The organism is Atlantibacter sp. MEI4A-1023 (assembly GCF_056155425.1).
This window is the reverse complement of sequence record NZ_CM149568.1, coordinates 2,091,806-2,116,874: the sequence shown is the minus strand read 5'-3', so window position 1 is coordinate 2,116,874 and position 25,069 is coordinate 2,091,806. Positions and strand designations below refer to the sequence as shown.

General features: G+C 55.5%; 24 protein-coding genes. 15 read left to right on the top strand and 9 right to left on the bottom strand.

Annotation, left to right across the window (positions count from 1 at the left end):
* Nucleotides 1-105 precede the first annotated feature (105 nt).
* On the top strand, nt 106-819 hold the full coding sequence (mpaA, locus tag ACVV26_RS10260; RefSeq protein ID WP_474801334.1) for a murein tripeptide amidase MpaA: 714 nt from the start codon (nt 106-108) through the stop codon (nt 817-819).
* On the opposite strand, the gene ycjG is transcribed toward mpaA, so the two are convergent.
* Nucleotides 810-1,775 (bottom strand): L-Ala-D/L-Glu epimerase, encoded by a 966-nt coding sequence (gene ycjG / locus ACVV26_RS10255; protein ID WP_474801332.1) that lies wholly within the window; start codon nt 1,773-1,775, stop codon nt 810-812. The genes mpaA and ycjG overlap by 10 nt on opposite strands.
* A gap of 137 nt (nt 1,776-1,912) precedes the next feature.
* On the opposite strand from ycjG, the gene tpx reads away from it, so the two are divergent.
* On the top strand, nt 1,913-2,416 hold the full coding sequence (gene tpx, locus ACVV26_RS10250; RefSeq protein ID WP_161658871.1) for a thiol peroxidase: 504 nt from the start codon (nt 1,913-1,915) through the stop codon (nt 2,414-2,416).
* 43 nt (nt 2,417-2,459) lie between these two features.
* Here tpx and tyrR read toward each other — a convergent pair whose 3' ends face one another.
* From tyrR to pspA, 7 genes are all read right to left on the bottom strand, one after another.
* The gene (gene tyrR / locus ACVV26_RS10245; protein WP_474801331.1) at nt 2,460-4,022 is read right to left on the bottom strand and encodes a transcriptional regulator TyrR; all 1,563 of its coding nucleotides are present in this window, start codon (nt 4,020-4,022) and stop codon (nt 2,460-2,462) included.
* A gap of 148 nt (nt 4,023-4,170) precedes the next feature.
* Nucleotides 4,171-5,223 carry a TIGR01620 family protein gene (locus tag ACVV26_RS10240; protein WP_474801329.1) on the bottom strand — a complete coding sequence of 351 codons (1,053 nt, stop codon included), beginning with the start codon at nt 5,221-5,223 and terminating at the stop codon, nt 4,171-4,173.
* Complete coding sequence (locus ACVV26_RS10235; RefSeq protein WP_474801328.1) at nt 5,220-6,617, bottom strand: YcjX family GTP-binding protein; 1,398 nt, start codon at nt 6,615-6,617, stop codon at nt 5,220-5,222. Before ACVV26_RS10235 ends, ACVV26_RS10240 begins: the two co-directional genes overlap by 4 nt.
* 102 nt (nt 6,618-6,719) lie before the next feature.
* Complete coding sequence (gene pspD, locus ACVV26_RS10230; RefSeq protein ID WP_312979015.1) at nt 6,720-6,944, bottom strand: phage shock protein PspD; 225 nt, start codon at nt 6,942-6,944, stop codon at nt 6,720-6,722.
* Nucleotides 6,945-6,962: 18 nt separating this feature from the next.
* The gene (gene pspC / locus ACVV26_RS10225; RefSeq protein WP_474801327.1) at nt 6,963-7,322 is read right to left on the bottom strand and encodes an envelope stress response membrane protein PspC; all 360 of its coding nucleotides are present in this window, start codon (nt 7,320-7,322) and stop codon (nt 6,963-6,965) included.
* Nucleotides 7,322-7,546 (bottom strand): envelope stress response membrane protein PspB, encoded by a 225-nt coding sequence (gene pspB / locus ACVV26_RS10220; RefSeq protein ID WP_125294389.1) that lies wholly within the window; start codon nt 7,544-7,546, stop codon nt 7,322-7,324. Before pspB ends, pspC begins: the two co-directional genes overlap by 1 nt.
* 56 nt (nt 7,547-7,602) lie before the next feature.
* A complete protein-coding gene (gene pspA, locus ACVV26_RS10215) occupies nt 7,603-8,271 on the bottom strand; it encodes a phage shock protein PspA (RefSeq protein ID WP_125294388.1) in 669 nt (222 codons plus the stop codon).
* A gap of 160 nt (nt 8,272-8,431) precedes the next feature.
* On the opposite strand from pspA, the gene pspF reads away from it, so the two are divergent.
* The 11 genes from pspF (at nt 8,432) to pdeR (ending at nt 22,700) form a co-directional block, all read left to right on the top strand.
* A complete protein-coding gene (gene pspF / locus ACVV26_RS10210; RefSeq protein WP_474801326.1) occupies nt 8,432-9,427 on the top strand; it encodes a phage shock protein operon transcriptional activator in 996 nt (331 codons plus the stop codon).
* 90 nt (nt 9,428-9,517) lie between these two features.
* On the top strand, nt 9,518-11,158 hold the full coding sequence (gene sapA / locus ACVV26_RS10205; RefSeq protein WP_474801325.1) for an ABC transporter substrate-binding protein SapA: 1,641 nt from the start codon (nt 9,518-9,520) through the stop codon (nt 11,156-11,158).
* Nucleotides 11,155-12,120 carry a putrescine export ABC transporter permease SapB gene (sapB, locus tag ACVV26_RS10200; protein WP_312978993.1) on the top strand — a complete coding sequence of 322 codons (966 nt, stop codon included), beginning with the start codon at nt 11,155-11,157 and terminating at the stop codon, nt 12,118-12,120. Before sapA ends, sapB begins: the two co-directional genes overlap by 4 nt.
* Nucleotides 12,107-12,997 (top strand): putrescine export ABC transporter permease SapC, encoded by an 891-nt coding sequence (gene sapC, locus ACVV26_RS10195; RefSeq protein ID WP_474801324.1) that lies wholly within the window; start codon nt 12,107-12,109, stop codon nt 12,995-12,997. The genes sapB and sapC overlap by 14 nt, the downstream gene beginning before the upstream one ends.
* A complete protein-coding gene (sapD, locus tag ACVV26_RS10190; RefSeq protein ID WP_474801323.1) occupies nt 12,997-13,989 on the top strand; it encodes a putrescine export ABC transporter ATP-binding protein SapD in 993 nt (330 codons plus the stop codon). The genes sapC and sapD overlap by 1 nt, the downstream gene beginning before the upstream one ends.
* Nucleotide 13,990: 1 nt before the next feature.
* Nucleotides 13,991-14,797: a peptide ABC transporter ATP-binding protein SapF gene (gene sapF, locus ACVV26_RS10185; RefSeq protein ID WP_312978986.1), complete on the top strand. Its 807-nt coding sequence runs from the start codon at nt 13,991-13,993 to the stop codon at nt 14,795-14,797.
* 562 nt (nt 14,798-15,359) lie between these two features.
* Nucleotides 15,360-15,980, top strand: coding sequence for a helix-turn-helix domain-containing protein (locus ACVV26_RS10180; RefSeq protein ID WP_474801322.1), 621 nt, complete (start codon nt 15,360-15,362; stop codon nt 15,978-15,980).
* 236 nt (nt 15,981-16,216) lie between these two features.
* A complete protein-coding gene (gene fabI / locus ACVV26_RS10175; RefSeq protein WP_474801321.1) occupies nt 16,217-17,005 on the top strand; it encodes an enoyl-ACP reductase FabI in 789 nt (262 codons plus the stop codon).
* Nucleotides 17,006-17,213: 208 nt separating this feature from the next.
* Entirely contained in the window at nt 17,214-18,374 is a 1,161-nt protein-coding gene (locus ACVV26_RS10170) for a carboxymuconolactone decarboxylase family protein (protein ID WP_474801320.1), read from the top strand.
* Between the two features lie 101 nt (nt 18,375-18,475).
* Entirely contained in the window at nt 18,476-20,410 is a 1,935-nt protein-coding gene (locus ACVV26_RS10165) for an exoribonuclease II (protein ID WP_474801319.1), read from the top strand.
* 298 nt (nt 20,411-20,708) lie between these two features.
* Entirely contained in the window at nt 20,709-22,700 is a 1,992-nt protein-coding gene (gene pdeR / locus ACVV26_RS10160) for a cyclic di-GMP phosphodiesterase (protein WP_474801318.1), read from the top strand.
* On the opposite strand, the gene ACVV26_RS10155 is transcribed toward pdeR, so the two are convergent.
* Nucleotides 22,697-23,566: a crotonase/enoyl-CoA hydratase family protein gene (locus ACVV26_RS10155; protein ID WP_474801317.1), complete on the bottom strand. Its 870-nt coding sequence runs from the start codon at nt 23,564-23,566 to the stop codon at nt 22,697-22,699. The genes pdeR and ACVV26_RS10155 overlap by 4 nt on opposite strands.
* Nucleotides 23,567-23,775: 209 nt before the next feature.
* Here ACVV26_RS10155 and ACVV26_RS10150 point away from each other — a divergent pair, with 209 nt between their 5' ends.
* Both ACVV26_RS10150 and yciT read left to right on the top strand, forming a co-directional pair.
* Complete coding sequence (locus tag ACVV26_RS10150; RefSeq protein ID WP_312978967.1) at nt 23,776-23,958, top strand: YciZ family protein; 183 nt, start codon at nt 23,776-23,778, stop codon at nt 23,956-23,958.
* Between the two features lie 176 nt (nt 23,959-24,134).
* Nucleotides 24,135-24,893, top strand: coding sequence for a DNA-binding transcriptional regulator YciT (gene yciT / locus ACVV26_RS10145; RefSeq protein WP_312978961.1), 759 nt, complete (start codon nt 24,135-24,137; stop codon nt 24,891-24,893).
* Nucleotides 24,894-25,069 lie beyond the last annotated feature (176 nt).

The following is a 25,069-nucleotide window of genomic DNA, read 5'->3' as shown; positions in this document are numbered from 1 at the left end:
CGCCGGGGGTAATTTATCCTCAGAAATGTGGACAGCCGCAGGCAGTTGATTTCCCGGCGCTTTTGCTCAACACTCATCTCATCATCACTTCAAGGAATGAGACCTATGACGACGTTACGCCCTCGTTCGCAGCGCGGCCATTTTCCACCCGGTGCGGAACGCTATGGAAAAAGCGTATTAGGCGCGCCGCTGCTGTGGTTCCCGGCACCGGAAGCCAGTGAAAATGCCGGATTGATCCTCGCTGGCACCCACGGTGATGAAAATGCCGCGATGGTGGCGCTCTCCTGCGCGTTACGCGCCCTTGAGCCAACGCACCGCCAGCATCACGTGGTGCTGGCGGTCAATCCAGATGGCTGCCAGCTTGGCCTGCGGGCCAATGCGCACGGCGTGGATTTAAACCGGAATTTCCCGGCGGCAAACTGGAAAGCAGGCGAGACGGTATATCGCTGGAACAGCGCAGCGGATAAGCGCGACGTGGTGTTGTCCACTGGGGATAAACCCGGTTCAGAACCGGAAACCGTGGCGCTGTGCCAGTTAATTCACCAGATTGCGCCGCGCTGGGTAGTCTCGTTCCACGATCCGCTGGCCTGTATTGAAGATCCGCGCAGCAGCGCCCTCGGGCAGTGGCTGGCGCAGGCGTTCGGTTTGCCGCTGGTTACCAGCGTCGGCTATGACACGCCGGGTTCCTTCGGCAGCTGGTGCGCGGACATTAATTTGCCCTGCATCACCGCCGAATTCCCGCCCATTTCCGCCGATGAAGCCAGCGAGCGCTATCTGGACGCCATGACGGCGCTGCTTCACTGGCAGCCTTACAGGTGAATCGCGCCGGTTGAAAAGTTAAGCGCTGGCTCCACGTCCACCGCCAGCCACGTGGGGCCATCCAGATCGGCGAAACGCGCCTGAACGCTTAACGGCAAGGCGGCGCTGATGGCCCGTGAAGTACACAGCATACAGCCGAGCATCACCTCAAAGCCCTGCTCCCGCGCTGCGTCGCTTAACAGTAGCGCTTCGGTCAGGCCGCCGGTTTTATCCAGTTTGATATTGACCATCTCATAGCGCCGCGCCAGACCGGCAAGGGAGTCGCGGGTATGGCAGCTTTCATCGGCGCATATCGGCAGCGGATGGATAAAGTTTTCCAGTTGGCTGTCCTGGGCCGCAGGTAGCGGCTGCTCCAGCATCGCCACGCCTAAATCCGCCAGGAGCTGGCAGCGCGCCGCCAGGCCATCGTGGGACCAGGATTCATTGGCATCGACAATCAGTATGGCGTCCGGCACGGCGGTGCGGATCGCCACCATGCGCTCGGTAATCAGCCGGTCATCGAGCTTGATTTTAAGCAGCCGCGCACCCTTGTCCCACAGCACCGCCGCCGAACTCGCCATCTGCTCCGGGGTGCCGATGCTGACGGTCTGCGCAGTGAGTACGAACTCCGGCAGTGTGACGCCCAGCAGGCCGCTGAGCGGTTTCCCTTCGCGGCGCGCCTCGAGATCCCATAGCGCACAGTCCAGGGCGTTGCGCGCCGCACCAGCGGGTAATAGCGTCTGAAGCGCGTCGCGACTGGCGCCGGCTTCCAGCGGTTCTACCACGGTCATGATTTGCGCCATCACCGACTCGACGCTCTCGCCGTAGCGCGGATACGGGGTACACTCCCCGACGCCTTTAACGCCGTCCTGCTCGATTTCTACTACTACCACCACCGCTTCATTGCGCGTCCCGCGCGAAATAACGAACGGCGAATGCAGGGGCCAGGATTCCTGATAGACCTTTACGCTGCGCATTTCATTAGCCTCTCCAATGGTTTGCCTCATTATAGCGAGCGAATTTAGCTTACGCCGACTCAGTTTTTTATATTCATCTGTTGAATGATGGCATACACTGTCGGCGACGTTAACTATATGTAAACAGGAAGATAACTATGTCACAAATCGTTCATTTTCAGGGCAATCCGGTATCCGTAGTCGGTCAGATCCCGGCGCAAGGAAGCAAAGCACAGCCCTTCAGCCTGGTGGCAAAAGATCTGTCTGACGTTACGCTTGGCCAATTCGCCGGCAAACGTAAGGTCCTGAATATTTTCCCGAGCATTGATACCGGCGTGTGCGCTGCGTCAGTGCGTAAATTCAACCAGCTGGCGACCAGCGTGGACAACACCGTGGTGCTATGCATCTCCGCTGACCTGCCGTTCGCCCAGTCGCGCTTCTGCGGCGCGGAAGGCCTGAGCAACGTCATCACCCTGTCTACTTTGCGCAACCCGCAGTTCCAGCAGGATTACGGCGTGGGCATTGAAGAAGGCGCGCTGAAGGGCCTGACCGCTCGCGCAGTGGTTGTTATCAACGAGCAAGACGAAGTGGTATTCAGCGAACTGGTGAATGAAATCACCCACGAGCCGAACTACGACGCCGCTCTGGAAGCACTGAAATAACAAAAGGGGGCGTTAAGCCCCCTTGTTCTTCGCCTGACAACCGCTACTCTTCGCCCTTCTTCTGGCTTAATCCATATTCACGCAGCTTATTAGCAATCGCGGTATGCGACACGCCCAGGCGCTTCGCCAGCTTACGGGTGCTGGGATAGGTGCGATAAAGCTGATTCAATACCGAACGCTCGAAGCGCCGGGTGATCTCATCCAGCGAACCGTCCATCGCCTCTTCGCCGACCGGCAATGTACCGGCGTCAAAGTCCGGCAGCAAAATATCCTGAGCGCGCAGTTCATAGCCTTCCAACTGGGTCAGCGCCCGGTATACGGCGTTTTTCAACTGGCGCACGTTGCCCGGCCAGCCGTAGCGGGTCAGCATATTGCTTAGATCGCTGGACAGCTTCGGACGCGCCACGCCCTGTTCATCGGCAAAACGCGCCACAAACAGCTCAGTCAGCGGCATGATATCCTGAGGACGATCGCGCAGCGGCGGCAGGTTCAGGGTCAGCACGTTAAGGCGATAGTAGAGATCCTCACGGAACGTGCCCTTTTGCACCATCTCCACCAGGTTTTTCTGGGTCGCGCAAATCACCCGCACATCCACATGCACTTCATGCTCCTCGCCGACACGCCGGAAGGTGCCGTCATTTAAGAAGCGCAGCAGTTTGGTTTGCATGCGCGGCGACATTTCGCCGATCTCATCCAGCAGCACTGAGCCGCCGTTAGCCTGCTCGAAGAAGCCTTTTTTACCTTCCTGGGCGTTGGCGTACGCGCCCGGCGCATGGCCGAACAGTTCGCTTTCCACCACGTCTTCCGGGATAGAGCCGCAGTTGAGCGCCAGATAGGGTTTCTCGGCGCGCGGGCTGGCCTGATGGCAGGCGCGCGCTAATTGATCTTTACCGGTGCCGGTGTCGCCGACAATCAGTAGCGGCGCATTCAGCATCGCGAATTTACGCGCCTGCTCTACCACCTGGCGCATGCGCGGGCTGACCGCGACGATCTGGCTAAACGCGCTGGCATCCAGGCTCGACAGGTTTTGCAACTGGCGGCCCATACGCACCGTGGAGCGCAGCATCACTACCGCGCCAATCAGCATGTTAACGCCTTTGTCCTCTTCCAGATGCACCGGGGTGATTTCCATCAGGAAATTCTGGCCGCTGATGATCACATGCTCGGAATGCGATTCCACCGGGTCGCTATCCAGCCAGCGCTGGAAGTTGAAGCTGTTAATCAGCGCGCTGGCGTTATGGTTGCGCAGCTTCGCTTCGCTCATGGCGAACAGCGCGCAGCTGGCAGGGTTAGCCCGTTCCACTTTGCTTTTTAAATCCAGCGATAACACCGCTTCCGGCAATGCTTCCAGCAGGGCCGCCAGGGCACGGTTCTCGCGCTCCGACGGCATCCACGGCACGGTGCGCACATCGGTCACGCCTGAGATACGGCGGATTTCCGCCATCAGGCTACTGAAGGAATCAAAATCGAGGGTGGAAAAGTTGAGGTAGATACGCCCGATAGGGTCAATTTCGATTCCGCGCAGGTCAATGCTGCGCAGCACCAGTAAATCCAGTAATTCTCGGGTAAGACCGATACGGTCTTCGCAAAATACTTCCAGACGCATGGGGGTAACCTTCATGCTTAAGGGCCAATGACGGGGCGATGATACTCAAGATAACCTTCACCAGGAAGATGTCTGTCAACAATCATTGACAGTATGGCGGAAAATTGGGCGCTGCGCCGTAAAGTTAAACGTTCACAGCGCCGAAGGGTTAGTTTTCGCGCGGTTTCTTTTGCAGAGTCTCTTTAACCTGGGTCAGCAACTGGCGGCGGAAATCGCCGAGGCGCGGCTTATCATCAAGCCACGGCAGCGGGCGGCACAGCTCCATCGCCTTGATGCCGAGACGCGCCGTCAGCAGCCCTGCGCCAATGCCCTGCGCCGCACGGGCAGACAGCCGCGCCGCCAGATCCTGAGACATCCAGTCCAAGCCAATTTCGCGCACCATTTCGCTGGCTCCGGCGAAGGCGATATTCAGCAGCACCAGCCGGAACAGCCGGATGCGGCTGAAATAACCCAGCTCAATGCCATACAGCGCGGCAATGCGGTTAATCAGGCGCAAATTCCGCCAGGCGATAAACGCCATATCCACCAGCGCCAGCGGGCTGACGGCGATCATCAGCGTAGATTCTGCCGCCGAACGGCTGATCTCACGCCGCGCCTGGCTATCCAGTACCGGCTGCACCAGATGGGCGTAAAGCTCGACAATCTCCCGGTCGTTATGGGTTTCATGGATAGCGGCGTACCAGCGCTGTAACGCTGGATGACCCTGGTCTAGCCCCGCCTGGCGCGCCAGCTTCTCGCAGAACGCCCGACCTTTGCCCATGCCGTGGCTGGTGAGCAGTTCCCGCGCTTCGTCGCGTTCGGTGGCGCGTTCGCGCAAACGGTGCAAACGCCGCCATTCGGTGCCCACTGCACCCACTCCCGCTGCGACAATCAGCCCACCCGCCGCCAGCCCGCCCACGGCGATCCAGTCCTGATTATGCCAGGCGGTCATCGTCCACTGTACGCCTTGCGCCACCACGCTAACGCCGAACAGCGCCAGCCCGGCGGTGACCATACGCCGCCACAGGCTGCGCTTAGGACGCAGCGCGGCTTGCACCACCGCTTCGGCCTGGCCGTTTTCTGGCTCCAGCTCGGTGGTTAACGCGGGGGTAAACCGTTCCGCTTCCGGCTCGCTGAATGCCTGGGCGCTTTTAATCTGTGGCTCCTGCTCTGCCTGTAACGGCTCGGCGAAATCGATTCGCGGTTTTAACGGCTCGCTCATCGCAATTTATCTCCTATTAAAAACTCCAGCGCCGCATCCAGCCGGATATGCGGCAGTGGCGTATCCACCGTCATCTGCTGCGGGCGGAACTGCTCAAACTGAAATCCCTGGTTTTCCCAGAAGGCGTTACCCGGCAGGCGCGCCGGAACTTCGCCGGGATAGACCGTGAGCGGTACGCCATCGCTTAATCGGTGACCGCGTAACGCCGGGATTTTTTCCCCCTTCACCTCCACCAGCCCGCTTTGCGTGGCCTGCACCGACGCCAGCCCGAGGCAGTCCATGCTGATGCCTTCAAACGCCGCGTTTTGCCAGGCGTCCTGCACCAGCTGCTGCAGCAGCGATACCATATTGGCGTGCTGATCGGCGGTAATGTGGTCGGCTTTGGTGGCGGCAAACAGCAGTTTATCAATCACCGGGGAGAACAGGCGGCGGAACAGCGTGCGCTGGCCGTAGTGAAAGCTTTGCATCAGTTGCGTCAGCGCAAGGCGCATATCGTTAAACGCCTGCGGCCCGCTGTTAAGCGGTTGCAGGCAGTCCACCAACACAATCTGGCGGTCAAAACGCAGGAAATGGTCTTTATAAAAACCTTTGACCACTTTTTCGCAGTAGTAGCGATAGCGTTCGCGTAGCATCCCGGCGTTGGTGGATTTGTCCGCCTGGGCGAGGCGCGATTCGCCGATGCCATCCACGTCCGGCCAGGGGAAAAATTGCAACGCGGGCGCGCCCGCCATATCACCGGGCAGCACAAAACGCCCCGGCTGGATAAAGTGCAGCCCTTCGCGTTTACAGGTGTGCAGATAGTCAGTCCAGGCTTCGGCAATTGCCGCAAGGCGGTTTTCATCGGCGGGGGCCAGCGGGTCAAGCCCGTGGCACAACTTACGCCACTGTTGAGACCATTTTTCACGATCGCCCTTGAGCAGACCGGTCATCTGCCGCGACCAGCTCAGGTAATCCTGAGCCAGCATTGGTAAATCCAGCAGCCATTCGCCGGGATAATCGACGATTTCCAGATACAAGGTTGAGGTATCTTTGAAATGGCGCAGCAGGGATTCATTTGAGCGGTAACGCAGCGCGAGGCGCATTTCGCTGACGCCGCGGGTTGGCGTCGGCCAGTCCGGCGGCTCGCCGTACAGTTGCGCCAGCCCTTCATCGTAGGTAAAACGCGCCACGCCCAAATCGCGTTGCGGCACGCGCTTCACGCCCAGCAGCCGCTCTTCGCGCACCGCATTCAACAGCGGCAGACGCGCCCCAGCATGAAGGTTTAACAGTTGATTCACCATCGCAGTGATAAAAGCCGTTTTGCCGCTGCGGCTCAGGCCAGTGACGGCCAACCGTAAATGGCGATCGACGCCCCGGTTGACCAGTGCATTGAATTCAGTTTTGATTCGCTTCATCGTCATCCTGTTTTCGAACAAGCGTACAGATAAGGATATTATGGGGATGATTTATCCGACAGGCACGTCCCCGTTGTGCCCTGGCGATGCGATTTTTGTGAATTAGGGTTTGATATTGCGCGACAATTTGGTCGCCAGGCGTTTTAACAGCGGTTCGAGGGCGAATGCCAACAGCATTTTTACCGGCCGGCGCGCAACCGACTTTACCGCCCAGCCTGCTACGCCCGCAGGCCCGTAACGCAATGCGCCGAGTATGATCAGTTTACCGGCTAGTTTCAGGCCGGGACGCGCTTTCACAGAAGCCTGCTGCCAACGGGTTTGTTTCATTCGCTCTCCAGTTAAGGGTTAAAGCTGGCGAAAACGGCTGCGCAAGGTGAATGTGTCGGAAGTGACATAACGCTCCATTGCGCGTAAACGCTGCTCGGATTCAGCCAGTTGGGCATCGGCGTCGTTCAGCAAATCACCGCTGCGCGGCGCGCCTTCGCCCTGCTCCGCGCCTTCCGGCATCGGGTCGAGAATAAATGTCAGGGCGATATACGCCACCAGGGTAAAAAAGAACAGACCGAAAAACATCGACAGCACCACGATCAGGCGCACCAGCTTAACCGGCACGTCGAGATACTGCGCGACGCCCGCGCAAACCCCTTTAACCATGCCCTGCTGGGGAATACGCCACAGCTTGCGATTTCCAAAAGAAGGGGTCATTAGTCATTTCTCCAGTTGGGGTGTTCAGCATCCAGAATCTGCTCCAGCGACTGGATGCGTTCGCGCATCCGGCGAGCTTCTTCGGTCAATTGCGCCAGGCGCTGCTGTTCGCTTTGCGTTAACTCGCTGCGCGAACTGCGGTTGCTGTAATGCAGCCACAGCCAGATTGGCGCGACGAACAGCACGAAAATGGTTAGCGGTATAGCGAGAAAAAGTGCGCTCATGTGTACTCCTTGACAGTAAAAGCGCTGCGGCGCGTCATGTCGCCGCAGCAAAGTTTTTATTCAACATCGCGCTGTACTTTGGCTTTAAGCGCAGCCAGTTGAGCGCTGATTTCATCGTCCGCTTTGAGATCGGCAAACTGCTGATCGAGATTTTTTTGTTTGCCAAAACGCTGGCTTTCAGCTTCTGCTTCCATGTGATCGATACGGCGCTCAAAAGATTCAAAACGCGCCATCGCTTCATCAATTTTGCCGCTGTCGAGCTGGCGACGCACATCGCGGGAAGACGATGCCGCCTGGTGGCGCAGCGTCAACGCCTGCTGGCGAGCGCGGGTTTCCTGGAGCTTGTTCTCCAGCTCGCCGATTTCGGTTTTCATACGTGCCAGGGTTTCATCAACCTGGGTGGCTTCGTCGGTCAGTACCGTAATCAGGTCGGTCAGCTTTTGTTTTTCGATCAACGCCGCACGGGCTAAATCGTCTTTATCTTTACGCAGCGCCAGTTCGGCTTTTTCCTGCCATTCGGCCTGCTGCGCGGTAGCCTGCTCAATGCGACGGCTCAGCTGTTTCTTTTCAGCCAGCGCACGCGCGGAGGTGGAACGCACTTCAACTAAGGTGTCTTCCATTTCCTGAATCATCAGACGCACCAGCTTTTGCGGGTCCTCTGCTTTTTCCAGCAGGGAGTTGATGTTGGCGTTCACGATGTCGGCAAAACGAGAAAAAATACCCATAACTCAATCCTCTTTGATTATCCGGGCGTTATGCGCCCTGCTCGATTTCGCTTTAACTAATACAAACATCGTGCCACTTTTTTAACTTGCTGTTTTTACAGATTTTACGCCTTTTATCGCTTGGTGTGTTATCTTCAATAGTAGTCATATCCACCAACAAGTGGTCAATTTCATCATGGCAGATTACAAAGATAATTTGATTGGCGAGGCGAATAGCTTTCTTGAAGTGCTGGAGCAAGTGTCGCGGCTGGCACCGCTGGATAAGCCGGTACTGGTGATTGGCGAGCGCGGGACCGGTAAAGAACTGATTGCCAGCCGCATTCACTTTTTATCACGCCGCTGGCAGGGGCCGTTTATTTCCCTGAACTGCGCGGCGTTGAATGAAAATCTGCTCGATTCCGAGCTGTTCGGCCATGAAGCGGGCGCGTTTACCGGTGCGCAGAAGCGCCATCCCGGTCGTTTTGAACGGGCCGACGGCGGGACGCTGTTTCTTGATGAACTGGCCACTGCACCGATGATGGTGCAGGAAAAACTGCTCAGAGTCATTGAGTACGGCGAACTGGAACGCGTGGGAGGCAGCCAGCCGTTGCAGGTCAATGTGCGTCTGGTGTGCGCTACCAATGCCAGCCTGCCGGATTTAGTGGAAGAAGGAAAATTCCGCGCCGACCTGCTCGACCGGCTGGCGTTTGACGTGGTGCAGCTCCCGCCGCTGCGCGAGCGGCGCAGCGACATCATGCTGCTGGCGGAACAATTTGCCATCCAGATGTGCCGGGAACTCGGCTGGCTGCTGTTCCCCGGTTTTACCCCCGATGCCGAACAAACCCTACTGGAATACGGCTGGCCGGGTAATATCCGTGAACTGAAAAACGTGGTGGAGCGGTCGATTTATCGCCACGGCAGCAGCGATACGCCGGTAGATACCATTATTCTCGACCCCTTTTCACGCCCGACGGTGCTAAAAACCGAAGCCAATGACAACGGATTACCCGCCCTGCCGCTCGATTTACGCCACTGGCAGCAGCAAAGCGAAAAAACGCTGGTAGAAACCAGCCTCGCCCAGGCGAAATATAACCAGAAACGTGCCGCGCAGCTTTTGGGCGTCACCTATCATCAGTTACGCGCCCTGTTGAAAAAGCATGAGATTGCCGCCCAGTGATGGCTTTTGCGCCAACTGGCGCAGAGATTTTTCCCTGGTCCGTCCAAGTGCGATACACTTTGACTATTGGTCAAAATAACTCAAAAACTTATGCGCGTATTTTTGTCTTCCCTGATTATGGCGCTCGGCATTTCTGGCGGGTACGCCCATGCGGCCCCTGCCCCAAAACCCCTTGCCGATATTCGCCAGAGTGGGTTTGTTTATTGCGTCAGCGGGCAAGTGAACACCTTTAATCCGCAAAAAGCGGGCAGCGGTCTCACCGTTGATACCCTGGCGGCGCAACTCTACGACCGCCTGCTGGACGTCGACCCTTACACTTACCGGCTGGTTTCCGAGCTGGCAGACAGTTGGGAAGTGCTGGACAATGGCGCAACCTATCGCTTCCACCTGCGCCGCAACGTGCATTTCCAGACTACCGCCTGGTTTACGCCGACCCGCCCCCTCAATGCCGATGATGTGGTGTTTAGCTTCCAGCGTATTTTCGATCGCAATAATCCGTGGCACAGCGTCAATGGCGCGAATTATCCCTATTTCGATAGCCTGCAATTTGCCGATACCGTTAAAAGCGTACGCAAAACGGGTGAATACAGCATTGAGTTTCGTCTCGCCCAGCCGGACGCCTCGTTTTTGTGGCATCTGGCAACCCATTACGCGTCGGTAATGTCAGCAGAATACGCGGCGAATCTGACCAAAGCCGATCGCCAGGAGATGCTGGACCGCGAACCGGTTGGCACCGGCCCGTTTAAACTGAGCGAGTACCGCGCCGGGCAATTTATTCGCCTGGCACGCCACGATAATTTCTGGCGCGGCAAGCCGTTAATGCCGCAAGTGGTTATCGATTTGGGCTCCGGCGGCACTGGGCGTTTATCCAAATTGCTGACTGGCGAATGCGATGTGCTGGCCTGGCCTGCCGCCAGCCAGCTTTCCATCTTGCGTGACGATCCGCGTTTGCGCCTGACGCTGCGCCCTGGTATGAACATCGCCTATCTGGGGTTCAACACCAATAAAGCGCCACTGAATAATCCGGCGGTACGCCACGCGCTGGCGCTGGCGATTAATAACCAACGCCTGATGCAGTCGATTTATTACGGCACCGCCGAAACCGCCGCCTCAATTTTGCCACGCGCATCATGGGCTTATGACAATGATGCGAAAATCACCGAATACGATCCCGCCAGAGCCAAAGCGCAGCTTGAGGCGCTGGGCGTAGAGAATTTAACCCTGCAACTGTGGGTGCCGACCAGTTCTCAGGCCTGGAACCCCAGCCCGCTGAAAACCGCCGAACTGATTCAGGCCGATTTAGCGCAAGTGGGCGTGACGGTGGTGATCGTGCCTGTTGAGGGGCGTTTCCAGGAAGCACGGCTGATGGATATGAATCACGATCTCACGCTCGCGGGCTGGGCCACCGACAGTAACGACCCGGACAGTTTTTTCCGTCCGTTGCTGAGCTGTGCGGCAATTCGCTCCCAAAGCAACGTGGCGCACTGGTGCAACCGTGAGTTCGACGAGGTGCTGCAAAAAGCGCTGTCATCACAGCAGTTAGCATCGCGCATCGAAGCCTACGACGAAGCCCAGCGGATGCTGGCAAAAGAGTTGCCGGTGCTGCCGCTGGCGTCGTCTCTGCGCTTACAGGCATCCCGTTATGATATCAAAGGGCTGGTCTTGAGCCCGTTCGGCAACGCGTCATTCGCCGGGGTCTCCCGGGACGAGGCGGAGGTGAAAGCGCCATGATTATTTTTACTCTGCGTCGTTTACTGCTGTTGCTGGTAACGCTGCTATTTTTGAGTATCGTCGGCTTCTGCCTGAGCTATTTTACCCCGCATGCCCCGCTACAAGGCGCATCGTTGTGGAATGCGTGGTGGTTCTGGTTTGACGGCGTACTGCATTGGGATTTTGGCGTATCCAGCATCAACGGTCAGCCCATCACTGCCCAGTTGCGGGAAGTATTCCCGGCCACTATGGAACTGTGCATTCTGGCGTTTGGCTTTGCGTTGCTGATTGGTATTCCGGTTGGAATGCTGGCCGGGATTTTGCGCAATAAATGGCAGGACACGTTTATCAGCGGGCTGGCATTGGTGGGCCTGTCTATTCCGGTATTCTGGTTGGCCCTGCTGCTGACGCTGTTTTTCTCGCTCACCCTCGGCTGGCTGCCGGTGTCTGGCCGGTTCGATCTGCTGTATGAAGTCAAACAGGTGACCGGTTTCGCCCTGATTGATGCCTGGCTTTCCGATTCGCCGTGGCGCGATGAGATGATTATCAGCGCCGCGCGCCATATGGTGCTACCGGTACTGACGCTGGCGGTGGCACCGACCACCGAAGTGATCCGTCTGATGCGCATCAGTACCATTGAGGTGTTCGATCAGAACTATGTCAAAGCGGCTGCCACACGCGGCCTGTCGCGGCTAACGATTTTGCGCCGCCATGTGCTGCATAACGCCCTCCCTCCGGTGATCCCCCGCCTGGGACTGCAATTTTCCACCATGCTGACGCTGGCGATGATTACTGAGATGGTGTTTAGCTGGCCTGGCCTGGGCCGCTGGTTGATTAACGCCATCCGCCAGCAGGATTATGCGGCGATTTCCGCCGGGGTCATGGTCATTGGCGCACTGGTGATTGCGGTTAACGTGCTGTCGGATATTCTCGGGGCCATGGCGAACCCGCTGAAGCATAAGGAATGGTATGCCCTACGATAATGTTTACAGCGAAAAGCGACCGCCGGGAGCGTTACGCACGGTATGGTTCAAATTCTACGGCGATACCATGGCAATGGTTGGCCTTTATGGTTGCGCCGGGCTGGTGCTGCTATGCGTCTTTGGCTCGCTGTTTTCCCCCTATGACATCAACCAGCAGTTTCTCGGCTACCAGCTGCTGCCGCCGTCATGGTCGCGCTATGGTGAAGTGTCATTCTTTTTAGGCACCGACGATTTAGGCCGCGATGTATTAAGCCGCCTGCTGAGCGGCGCCGCCCCGACCGTAGGCGGCGCGTTCGTGGTGACGCTGGGCGCGGCGGTCGTGGGTTTAGTGTTAGGCGTGATCGCCGGATCAACCCACGGGCTGCGTTCGGCGTTGCTTAACCATATTCTGGATACGCTGCTGTCGATCCCTTCCCTGCTGCTGGCAATTATCGTGGTCGCGTTTGCCGGGCCAGGGTTGACCCATGCGATGTTCGCGGTGTGGCTGGCGCTGTTACCGCGCATTGTGCGTTCGGTATACAGCATGGTGCACGATGAACTGGAAAAAGAGTACGTCGTGGCGGCCCGCCTTGACGGCGCCTCTACCCTGAATATTCTCTGGTTCGCCGTACTACCCAACACGGCCTCGGTGTTCGTCAGCGAAGTGACGCGCGCCCTGTCGATGGCGGTGCTGGATATTGCGGCGCTCGGATTTCTCGATCTCGGCGCGCAGCTGCCTTCGCCCGAGTGGGGAGCGATGCTGGGGGATGCGCTAGAATTAATTTATGTTGCGCCGTGGACGGTGATGCTGCCCGGTGCCGCCATTATGGTCAGCGTGTTGCTGATCAACCTGCTTGGCGAAGGTATCCGACGCGCCATTAATGCGGGAGTGGAATAATGCCGTTACTTGATATCCGTAATCTCACCATTGAATTTAAAGCCGGTGAAGAGTGGGTGAAAGCCGTGGACCGGGTCAGTATGACGCTGGCTGAGGGGGAGATCCGTGGGCTGGTGGGCGAATCGGGTTCAGGCAAAAGTCTCATCGCTAAAGCGATTTGCGGCGTGACCAAAGACAACTGGCGCGTTACCGCCGACCGTATGCGCTTTGATGATATCGACCTGCTGCGCCTGTCCGCGCGTGAACGACGCCGTCTGGTGGGCCATAACGTGTCGATGATTTTTCAGGAGCCGCAGTCATGTCTGGATCCTTCAGAAAAAGTTGGCCGCCAGCTGATGCAAAACATTCCCGCCTGGACCTGGAAAGGCCGCTGGTGGCAGCGCTTTGGCTGGCGTAAACAGCGCGCTATTGAGCTGTTGCACCGGGTGGGGATTAAAGATCACAAAGATGCGATGAACAGCTTCCCGTATGAGCTTACCGACGGGGAGTGCCAGAAAGTCATGATCGCCATCGCGCTGGCCAATCAGCCGCGTTTACTGATTGCCGATGAGCCGACCAATGCCATGGAACCGACGACTCAGGCGCAGATTTTCCGTTTGTTGACCCGGCTTAACCAGAATAACAACACCACCATTCTGCTGATCAGCCATGATTTGCAGATGCTCAGCCAGTGGGCTGACCGGATTAACGTGATGTACTGCGGCCAGACGGTGGAAACCGCACCAAGCGAAGAGCTGATCACCATGCCGCATCATCCTTATACCCAGGCGCTGATCCGCGCTATTCCCGATTTTGGCAGCGCCATGCCGCATAAAAGCCGGTTGAATACACTCCAGGGCGCGATCCCGTTGTTGGAACACCTGCCGATTGGCTGCCGTCTGGGGCCGCGCTGCCCCTATGCCCAGCGCAAATGCGTCGAAACGCCGCGTCTTGCCGGCCCGAGAGGGCATCTTTTCGCCTGCCATTTCCCGCTAAACATGGAGAAAGAGTGAAGTGGTCGAGACGCTATTAGAAGTCCGCAATCTCAGCAAAACCTTTCGCTATCGCACCGGCTGGTTTCACCGCCAGACCGTGGAAGCCGTTAAGCCGTTAAGCTTTACCCTGCGGGAAAAGCAGACGCTGGCGATTATTGGCGAAAACGGTTCGGGGAAATCTACCCTGGCTAAAATGCTGGCCGGCATGGTGGAACCCACCAGCGGGGAACTGTTGATTGACGATCATAAGCTGCACTACGGTGATTATTCATTCCGTAGCCAGCGTATCCGTATGATTTTCCAGGACCCCTCGACGTCGCTTAATCCGCGCCAGCGCGTTTCGCAGATCCTCGATTTCCCCTTGCGGTTGAATACCGATCTGGAACCGGAACTGCGTAAAAAGCAGATTCTGGAAACGCTACGTATGGTGGGGTTGCTGCCGGATCACGCCAGCTACTACCCCCATATGCTGGCACCCGGCCAGAAACAGCGTCTCGGGCTGGCTCGCGCGCTGATCCTGCGCCCGAAGGTGATTATCGCCGATGAAGCGCTGGCGTCGCTGGATATGTCGATGCGCTCCCAGTTGATCAACCTGATGCTGGAGTTGCAGGAGAAACAGGGGATTTCGTATATCTATGTGACTCAGCATATCGGCATGATGAAGCACATCAGCGATCTGGTGATGGTGATGCACCAGGGCGAAGTGGTGGAGCGCGGCAGCACTGCTGATGTGCTGGCGTCACCGCTGCACGATCTGACTAAGCGGTTAATCGCCAGCCATTTTGGTGAGGCATTGACGGCGGACGCCTGGCGCAAAGACCGCTGAACAATGGGCGGGGCAACCCGCCTGCTAGCAAGTTATATTTCACAAACCCATTAATTATCCAGTGTGATTATTTAAGATAAACCTCCACGGACGCCTGTTCCTCTTATATTAATTAAGAGAAAAATTATCATTAACTGTTTAGTCCTCCCCATATGCCTTTCAAAATTAATTCAATCAATAATTGCCATTTTAAGCATAACCATTAAAAATATAAATGTTCATTTCAGAACAAAATTATCCTTTCTGAATGTGTCGGAATAAAAGATCATGCACTGTCTTTTTTGGGACAGCTATTTCATATAGTTATATGTCTATTGAGTTATTTTCTGTAAAGTAATCATGTAGTAAGTATGAACCTCCCATTTTGTAAAAAATGCTATCCTGATACCAGTGCTCAAGGGGGGTTTAGCCGGGATGGGCACAATAAAGCTTTTATTTGTTTACACAAGCAACCATTATTCATCTTTACAGTTTATCAACAATAACAACCGGGCTTGATCACGTTAAGCATTTGGTGTGCAAGTCATACGATAAACCTGAAAATAACAGGCATTACGAGTAGATGAGCGAGAATAGTTTAAGAGCTGCGGTAAATAATCCATCACCTTATGCGGCACAGTTAATTGATTCTTTAAAACCCTATCCATCGCGCCATTATGCAAGAGGCACGAGACTTGATTTCATACAGGGTGGCGTCAGAGTATGTCATATACTCGAAAGCGGTATTATTGAACTGCGTCGTAGCGCTGACCAAATCCTTATGGTGAGATTGACCGCGCCAACGGTACTGGGCCTTGCTGTTTCCGAGGCCTACCTGGTGATTAAAGACACCGCAATAGTTTCTACCCTTCCCCTTGAAGAGGTGCTTCAGCGCATCGAAGACAGAGGGTTATGGGAGATGTTTGCCCGCCATATGATGGTGCAGACCAACAAATTATATCTTTACAGCGGCCAGCTCAGCGCGCCCACTTCGTATGAGCTGGTCCGCAAGCAACTCATTGAGTTAATTAATGAACCAGAATCCCTGAGAAACAGCATTTCGGTCGAGCGCTACATTCGCGATAAAGTGCATCTCTCCCGCACCTGCGTGATGAAAATTCTCTCAGATTTGAAAACGGGCGGCTATATCGTGATTGAAGTGGGACGTCTACGTGAAATCAAGCATCTGCCGCTCAAATACTGATGCTTCTTTAAAGGTTGGATTCAGTGCGTCGTTATCCGCATGGTATATTTCTGTCGTCAATGGATGCGGTGAAGGGCTTAGCACGATTTCTGCCGCATCCGTCTTAGCAAAAAGGCGTGACAACTCATGCCTGTAAAAGGCTATAATTTCATTCTGCATTGCATGTAATTTGGTTTTAGACTCATAATCGTATGATTTTAAAACAGAATAAGTAACGACGATAAGGATTAAAAGCTATGGGTTTTCTTACCGGTAAGCGCATTCTGGTGACTGGCGTCGCCAGCAAACTTTCCATCGCCTTTGGTATCGCGCAAGCGATGCACCGCGAAGGGGCTGAACTGGCGTTCACCTATCAAAACGACAAGCTGAAAGGCCGCGTGGAAGAGTTTGCCGCTCAACTGGGCTCCAGCATTGTGCTGCCGTGCGACGTAGCTGAAGATGCCAGCATTGACGCGCTGTTCGTGGAACTGGCGAAAGTATGGCCGAAGTTCGACGGTTTTGTGCATTCCATCGGTTTCGCGCCGGGCGACCAGCTGGATGGCGACTATGTCAATGCCGTCACCCGCGAAGGCTTTAAAATCGCTCACGATATCAGCTCTTACAGCTTTGTTGCCCTGGCAAAAGCCTGCCGCGAGATGCTGAATCCAGGTTCCGCCCTGCTGACCCTGTCCTACCTCGGCGCAGAGCGCGCAATCCCGAACTATAACGTCATGGGCCTGGCGAAAGCGTCGCTGGAAGCCAACGTGCGTTATATGGCGAATGCAATGGGTCCTGAAGGCGTTCGCGTCAACGCGATCTCTGCGGGTCCGATCCGCACGCTGGCGGCTTCTGGCATTAAAGATTTCCGTAAAATGCTGGCGCACTGCGAAGCGGTTACCCCGATTCGTCGCACCGTCACCATTGAAGACGTGGGCAACAGCGCAGCATTCCTGTGCTCCGACCTCTCTGGCGGCATTACCGGTGAAGTGGTTCACGTGGATGGCGGGTTCAGCATCGCCGCGATGAACGAGCTGGAACTCAAGTAATCCAGATTTCCGTATTGCTAAGGCGGGCTGCGGCCCGCCTTTTTATTACCTGCGCCCCGCCTTCCCTCCCGCTGTTTATAGCTTTCCGATCTTAAATATCACTGAACAATCTTTTGTTGGCCGTTGCCCTTACGCCAGGATAAGGCTGCGAACCAGGCCCGGTAAGCCGATCGGGCTTCGGGTCTTTCATTTTTTTCAAGGAAAGCTCATGGAACAACGCCGCCGCGAAACCGGTCGTAACCACTGGTATCATGAAACTCAGTCAAGCCGCCTTCCTGATGATGTGGTGTCGCTCGTACCGGAAGCTGCCCATGTGCAGGATCGGTTTTTGCTGGATTTAACGGTGGAGGACGAGCTGGTGGCTCCGCACCTGTTAGGGTTATCCACCGCCCGCAAGCTTAGCGCCCTGTTCTTCCCCGATCGCGTTGTGCCTGACCGGCTTAATACGTTAAGCAGTTATGACCGCCTGAGCACCGCGCTCACGGTGGCGCAGGTGTGTGGCGTACAGCGGCTGTGTAACCACTACGCTGCCCGCCTCACGCCGCTACCCGGCCCCGATTCCTCCCGCGAAAGCAACCGCCGCTTAACCCTCATTACCCAGTACGCGCGCCAACTCGCCAGCCAGCCGACGCTAATCGATAGTCATCTTCGCCAACAACTTGACGAAGCCGGGCTGTCGACGGGAGATATCGTCACGTTTAATCACATTATCGGCTTTGTTGGTTTCCAGGCGCGGGTTGTTGCGGCGTTTCAGGCTGCGATGGGGATACCGGTACGCTGGTTGCCCGGTTTTGATATGCAGCAGGATGCGCCCGCCGAACGGTTCCATCAAACCCCGTCAAGCTGGCACGCTGATTTACCCCAGTCCGACACACCACAGGCTAACGATAAACTTCAGGAGCGATTTCTTCAGTGCGCCCGGCAGCCGCTGTTGCGCGAGCTGGCGGGTTTATTGATTCAGGATCCTCTGACGGTTGAGCCTTTTGTGCAGCTAAGTACAGAACTTCGGCCCGCACAAGATATTCTCAATGCCGCCAACCTTGCCGCGCTGGTGAGTGCCAGAATCAACGGCAGCGTGGCCTGCTTTAACGATGCGGCCGAAATATGGTGCAGCGATACCAGCCTGCCGGAAGCGGTGCGCAACGGTGAACGGGCGCTGAATGCCTGGAGCCATCATCATCCAGCTGAGCGAGCAGTTATTCAGGCGACGCAATGGCTAACCCGAGCACCCGATCGCTTTAGCCAGGCGCATTTCCAGCCGTTAATTGAACAGGGATTATCCTCCCACCAGGCGTTGCGTTTGCTAATATGGGTGGGGTTCTGCGGGTGGCTCAATCGGTTGAAATTGGGTTTCGGCGATATCGGCTAAAACCGCCCGATCGCGTGATTTCAGGGCAAAGAGCGCTTGCTGACACCCCCGGAATCGCGTAAAACTGTCAGCCGCTCAATTGGCCACGAAAATGCGAAAATATGTTTCAGGATAACCCGCTGCTAGCGCAGCTTAAACAGCAACTGCATTCCCAAACGCCACGCGCCGAAGGCGTGGTAAAAGCCACCGAAAAAGGATTTGGTTTTCTCGAAGTTGACGCGCAAAAAAGCTATTTCATTCCGCCGCCGCAGATGAAAAAAGTGATGCACGGCGACCGGATCAGCGCCGTCATTCACACTGAAAAAGAGAAAGAAAGCGCGGAACCAGAAACGCTGATTGAACCCTTCCTGACCCGTTTCGTTGGCCGGGTACAAAAGAAAGATGACCGTCTTTCCATCGTACCGGACCATCCATTGATCAAAGATGTTATCTCCTGCCGCGCCGCCCGCGATGTCGAACACGATTTCCAGAACGGTGACTGGGCCGTGGCAGAAATGCGCCGCCATCCGTTGAAGGGCGATCGCGGTTTCTACGCGGAACTCACCCAGTACATTACCTTTGGCGACGACCATTTCGCCCCGTGGTGGGTAACGCTGGCACGCCATAATCTGGAACGTGAAGCGCCGAACGGCGTGGCGACGGAAATGCTGGACGAAGGCTTGGTACGCGAAGATCTTACCGCGCTGGATTTCGTCACTATCGACAGTGCCAGCACCGAAGATATGGATGATGCGCTGTTCGTCGAGCAACGCGAAGACGGCAGCCTGGCGCTGACCGTAGCGATTGCCGATCCTACCGCCTGGATCGCGCCCAACAGCAAGCTTGACGGCATGGCGAAAATCCGTGCGTTCACTAACTACCTGCCGGGCTTCAATATCCCGATGCTGCCGCGCGAACTGTCAGACGATCTCTGCTCGCTACGCGCCCATGAAGCGCGTCCGGCGCTGGCCTGCCGCATGGTGATCCAGCCGGACGGCGCTATCGACGACGAGATCCATTTCTTCGCCGCAACCGTGGAATCAAAAGCCAAACTGGCTTATGACAATATCTCTGACTGGCTGGAAAACAGCGGTGAATGGCAACCGGAAAGCGACGCGATTGCCCAACAAATCCGTTTGCTGCAACAGGTCTGCGAGCGCCGTAACGCGTGGCGCCACCAGCATGCATTGGTCTTTAAAGATCGTCCTGACTACCGTTTTGTGCTGGGTGAAAAAGGCGAAGTGCTGGATATCGTGGCTGAGCCGCGCCGTATCGCCAACCGCATTGTGGAAGAATCGATGATTGCCGCTAACGTCTGCGCCGCGCGCGTGCTGCGCGACAAGCTGGGCTTTGGCATTTACAACGTGCACGCGGGTTTCGACCCGGCGAATACTGAGCAACTGGCGGCCCTGCTGCAATCTCACGGCATGCATGTTGATGCTCAGGACGTTCTGACGCTGGAAGGTTTCTGTAAACTGCGCCGCGAATTAGACGCGCAGCCGACCGGCTTCCTGGATAGCCGCATTCGTCGCTTCCAGTCGTTCGCTGAAATCAGCACCGAGCCGGGGGCGCATTTTGGTCTTGGCCTTGAAGCCTATGCTACATGGACATCGCCTATCCGTAAGTATGGCGACATGATCAACCATCGCCTGCTGAAAGCCATTATCAAAGGCGAAACCGCAGAGCGCCCGCAAGATGACGTCCTGACGCCGATGGCGGAACGCCGCCGCGCCAACCGTATGGCGGAGCGTGACGTTAGCGACTGGCTCTATGCCCGTTTCCTGAAGGATAAAGCCGGCACGGACACGCGTTTTGCGGCGGAAATTATCGATATCAGCCGTGGCGGTATGCGCGTGCGTCTGGTGGATAACGGCGCGGTGGCGTTTATCCCTGCGCCGTTCCTGCATACGGTGCGCGATGAGCTGGTGTGCAGCCAGGAAAACGGCACCGTGCAGATCAAAGGCGAAGTGGCTTACAAAGTGACTGATGTGATCGATGTGACCATTGCTGAAGTGCGCATGGAAACCCGTAGCGTCATCGCTCGTCCGGCAGCGTAATGTCTTTCTCCCCGGTTAACGCCGGGGGTACTTTCAGATTTTTACGGTCAACGCAGAACAGGATTATCGGTTCTGCTCGCAGTCCTCGTCAAAATTTCCCGGTAAAATAGCGTTTAGCGTTGTTATTCATTAATAACGATGAACTAAGCAGATAGTGCTACACTTCACATTGCCACGTTAAATCAATTAACTTCTGTAAAAACAAAATATTTACATCCGAATCCTGCTTGCCAGTAACCCTTGATTTTAGCTATAAAATTCAGCGGTTGCGATTTTAAAAAGGTGTTCAGGAGAACCCATGAAAGATGACCTGGAACAAAACTTGCTGTACCGCTATTTGGGAACGGCCAGCCCTTACTGGCGGCTGCCACTGGATAGTAACGCATTGCAATTATCCGCAACGGAAAATGGCGACAGCAATCAGGTTATTAGCCTGACGCCGGAAGAGGCGTTGCAAATACGCGAAATGACGGTAATAACGTCAAGCGTTACCCTGAATGTTTCTTTTTTTGGCGTGACCATGCCATTACATTTAGTGGGCCGAAAAATTTCTCGCCGTGAATGGGGAGGAACAGCGTCCGCCTGGAATGATACCCCTTCCGTCGCCCGCGATTTAGTCCAGGGCCTCTCGTTCGCCGAGCAGGTGGTGTCTGAAGCGAATTCGGTGATCGTCATTCTCGATAAGATGGGAAATATTCAGCGCTTTAACCGCTTATGCGAGGAATATACCGGGCTAAAAGAGCACGAAGTTATCGGCCAGAACGTGTATAAATTATTTATGAGCCCGTCTGAGGCCGCTGCGTCACGGCAAAATATCTCAACTTTCTTCCGCGATGGCAGCTCCTATGAAGTCGAGCGCTGGATTAAAACCCGTAAAGGGCAGCGTTTATTTTTATTCCGCAATAAATTTGTGCACAGCGGCAGTGGGAAAAATGAAATTTTCCTTATCTGTTCTGGTACGGATATTACCGAAGAGCGCCGCGCCCAGGAGCGTTTACGGGTATTAGCCAATACCGATACCGTCACCGGTTTACCCAATCGCAACGCCATTTATGAATTGATTACCGAAGCCATTACCCAGCGCGGCGAAACACAGGTCGGCGTGGTGTATCTGGATCTGGATAACTTCAAAAAAGTGAATGACGCCTATGGGCATCTGTTTGGCGATCAGCTTCTCCAGTCGGTTTCGCTGGCGATATTAAGTTGTCTGGAGGAAGGCCAGGTGCTGGCGCGTCTCGGCGGCGATGAGTTTATCGTGCTGGCCAACGATACGTCCCAGAGCGCGCTGGAAGCGATGGCGTCGCGCATTCTGACCCGATTAAAACAACCCTTTCGCATCGGCCTTATCGAGGTGTATACCAGCTGTTCATTGGGCATCGCCCTGGCACCCCAGCATGGGCTCGACCATGAGAGCGTGATCCGCAACGCCGATACCGCCATGTATACCGCGAAAGAAGGCGGCCGCGGCAAGTTTTGCGTGTTTTCTCCCGAAATGAACCAACGGGTTTTTGAATATTTATGGCTCGATACCAACCTGCGTAAGGCGCTGGATAACGATCAGTTGGTTATACACTACCAACCGAAAATCACTTGGCGAGGCGAAGTACGCAGTGTCGAAGCGCTGGTGCGCTGGCAATCGCCAGAGCGCGGTATGATCCAGCCGCAGGATTTTATCGCTTATGCCGAAGAGTCAGGGCTGATTGTGCCGCTTGGGCGCTGGGTGATGCTTGATGTGGTGCGTCAGGTCGCCAAATGGCGCGACAAGGGCCTGAATCTGCGGGTGGCCGTCAACGTCTCTGCCCGCCAGCTCGCCGATCAAACCATTTTTACGGATTTAAAACAGGCGCTGGCGGATCTGGATTTCGAATATTGCCCCATCGATGTGGAACTCACTGAAAGCTGTTTAATCGAAAACGAGGAGTTAGCGCTGTCGGTTATTCAGCAGTTCAGCAGCCTGGGCGCGCAAATTCATCTGGACGATTTTGGCACAGGCTATTCGTCATTGTCGCAACTGGCGCGCTTCCCCATTGATGCGATAAAGCTCGATCAGACGTTTGTCAGCAATGTGCACAAGCAGTCGGTGTCTCAGTCGCTGGTGCGTGCGATTGTGGCGGTGGCGCAGGCGTTGAATTTGCAGGTGATTGCCGAGGGCGTGGAAAATGCGAAAGAAGACGCCTTTCTCACAAAGAACGGCGTCAATGAACGGCAAGGTTTCTTATTTGCTAAGCCAATGCCCGCTGCCGCACTCGAACGCTGGCTCAAACGTTATCAAACCAGAATGATGCGTTAACTGGCTTTGCGTAACGCGCTGGTGGTGTGGCGGTTTTGCAACAGCACCAGCCGCTCCATATAGGCGATATCCTTAGGTTCCAGGCAGAACGCCGCCTCGACCCAGTCCTCGGTAATATCCATCAGCTCGGCGCGCGGTAGCCTCAGCACCCGCTGACGGGCGCGTAACATAGCGCGCACGCCGTTAAGCCGGGGTTGCAGCGTATCAATAAAGGTCCGGGTAGCGATGTAACCCTGTCCCGGCTCGAACAATTCATCGACCAGACCCTTTTGCTGATGCCACTCGGCGGTATGCGATTCTCCGGTAAAAATAAGATCTTCAGCGAGCCGCATTCCTGCCCGGCGAGCCACCAGCGAATAGCCGCCCATGCCCGGGAAGAGATTAAAAGCAACCTCGGGGAACCCAAGCCGCGCGTCGCGCTGCGCCAGCACAAAATGGTGCGCTAATGCCGCTTCAAACCCGCCGCCTAAGGCGCTGCCTTCGACCATTGCAAGGCTGATCGCGCCGGTATCAAACCCCCTTGAGGCCGCGTGTACGCAATCCACGCAGGCGCGAGCATACGCGCGCAGCGCTTCACGTCGTCCATTGCGAATGCAATCGACAAAAAAGTGCAAATCGCCGCCCGCGTTGTAGATACCGGGAACCAGAGAGCCGGTCACCCAGAAATCGACTTTATAGTCACTTTTCTGCACCAGATAGCCCAGATTCATAATCTCTTCGATCAGGGCATGGTTAAAGCACGGACGCGGCTGTGCCCGCAGCATCATCCAGAGGGTACGGCGCTCTTCCTCATACCAGGCGCAAAGTTGCGTGAAACGTGAAGGATCGGTGAAGAGTTTACAGGTGGGGTGATTTAAAACTGTCATAGTCATTCCTCTTTTATGTGAATGCGGTAACCGCAGAGAAAGACTAATTCACCGCAATTACGTCGGCGTGTGTTTGCGGTTATTTATAATTATTCTTTATGTTTTAGGATCAAATAATTGGTTGCAGACGACATAAAGCCGGGATGAAGGCTTCTCTTTTGCAGCGCTTTTTAGCATCATGGTGGTCGCTAAATGAATAAGGACGCATCATGTCAACGCTCGACGCCAAAGCCCTCGCCCATCGAATCGACACCGTGCTGGATATTCTGGTGGCCGGTGATTACCACTCCGCCATAAATAACCTGGAAATCTTAAAAGCCGAATTACTGGCGCAGGACCAGGGTCACGGCGATGAATTGCCCTCTCAGCCCAAAGCGCCCTGGGAAATATAGTCGCTGCGATACCGTACAGGACCTGGCGGTTTTGTAAGCGGGATATATTTTTAAAGTTGAATCGCTGCGCTTAAACGGTCACACTCGACTTTTCGCACTGCCCCCTGCGCGGTAATTCCTTGTGCAGAATGGCAGGCTCCACTGATAGATGGCTTAACCACGCTAAACTTGCTGATATGAATTCTCGACAACAAATAATTTTGCAAATGGTCATCGACCAGGGCCGAATGAGCGTCTCTGATTTGGCGAAAATGACCGGGGTTTCGGAAGTGACGATTCGCCAGGACCTGAATCTTCTTGAGAAGCACAGCTATTTGCGCCGCGCACATGGTTACGCCGTGCCGCTGGACAGCGACGATGTGGAAACGCGGATGTTGAATAACTATGCGCTGAAGCGTCGTCTGGCAGAATTCGCAGCTTCCCTGGTGAATGACGGCGAAACGGTGTTTATCGAAAACGGCAGCAGCAACGCGTTACTGGCGCGCACCCTTGCCGAGCAGAAAAACGTCACCCTGATCACCGTCAGCGGATACATCGCCCATCTTCTGAAAGAAACGGACTGCGAAGTCATTTTGCTGGGCGGGATTTATCAAAAGAAAAGCGAAAGCATGGTCGGGCCCCTCACCCGCCAGTACGTGCGGCAGGTGCATTTCAGTAAAGCGTTTATCGGCATTGATGGCTGGCAGCCGGAAACCGGCTTTACCGGGCGCGATATGATGCGTACCGATGTGGTCAACGCCGTGCTTGAAAAGGGCGGCGAAGCCATTGTCCTGACCGACAGTTCCAAATTCGGCGCGGTGCATCCGTATACACTGAGCCCGGCCAACAGTTTTAGCCGCGTGATCACCGATGACGGGATCAAACCCGACGCACTCCGCCATCTTCAGAACACTGGACTTCAGGTTAACCTGATACCGCAATTCCCCGCCGCGTAATTATCAGGGCCTGTTCGTTATGCAGGCCCGCTCTCTGAGACTATTCCCATCGTCCAATTAGGACTATTTACCTGTATCAATGTTACAAAGAATTTAAAATTACTGTAGCGATATCACAGGAAGTAACTATCACCTGCGTGATGTGAATTACCTGACGCAACCCCGTTTCACGGATC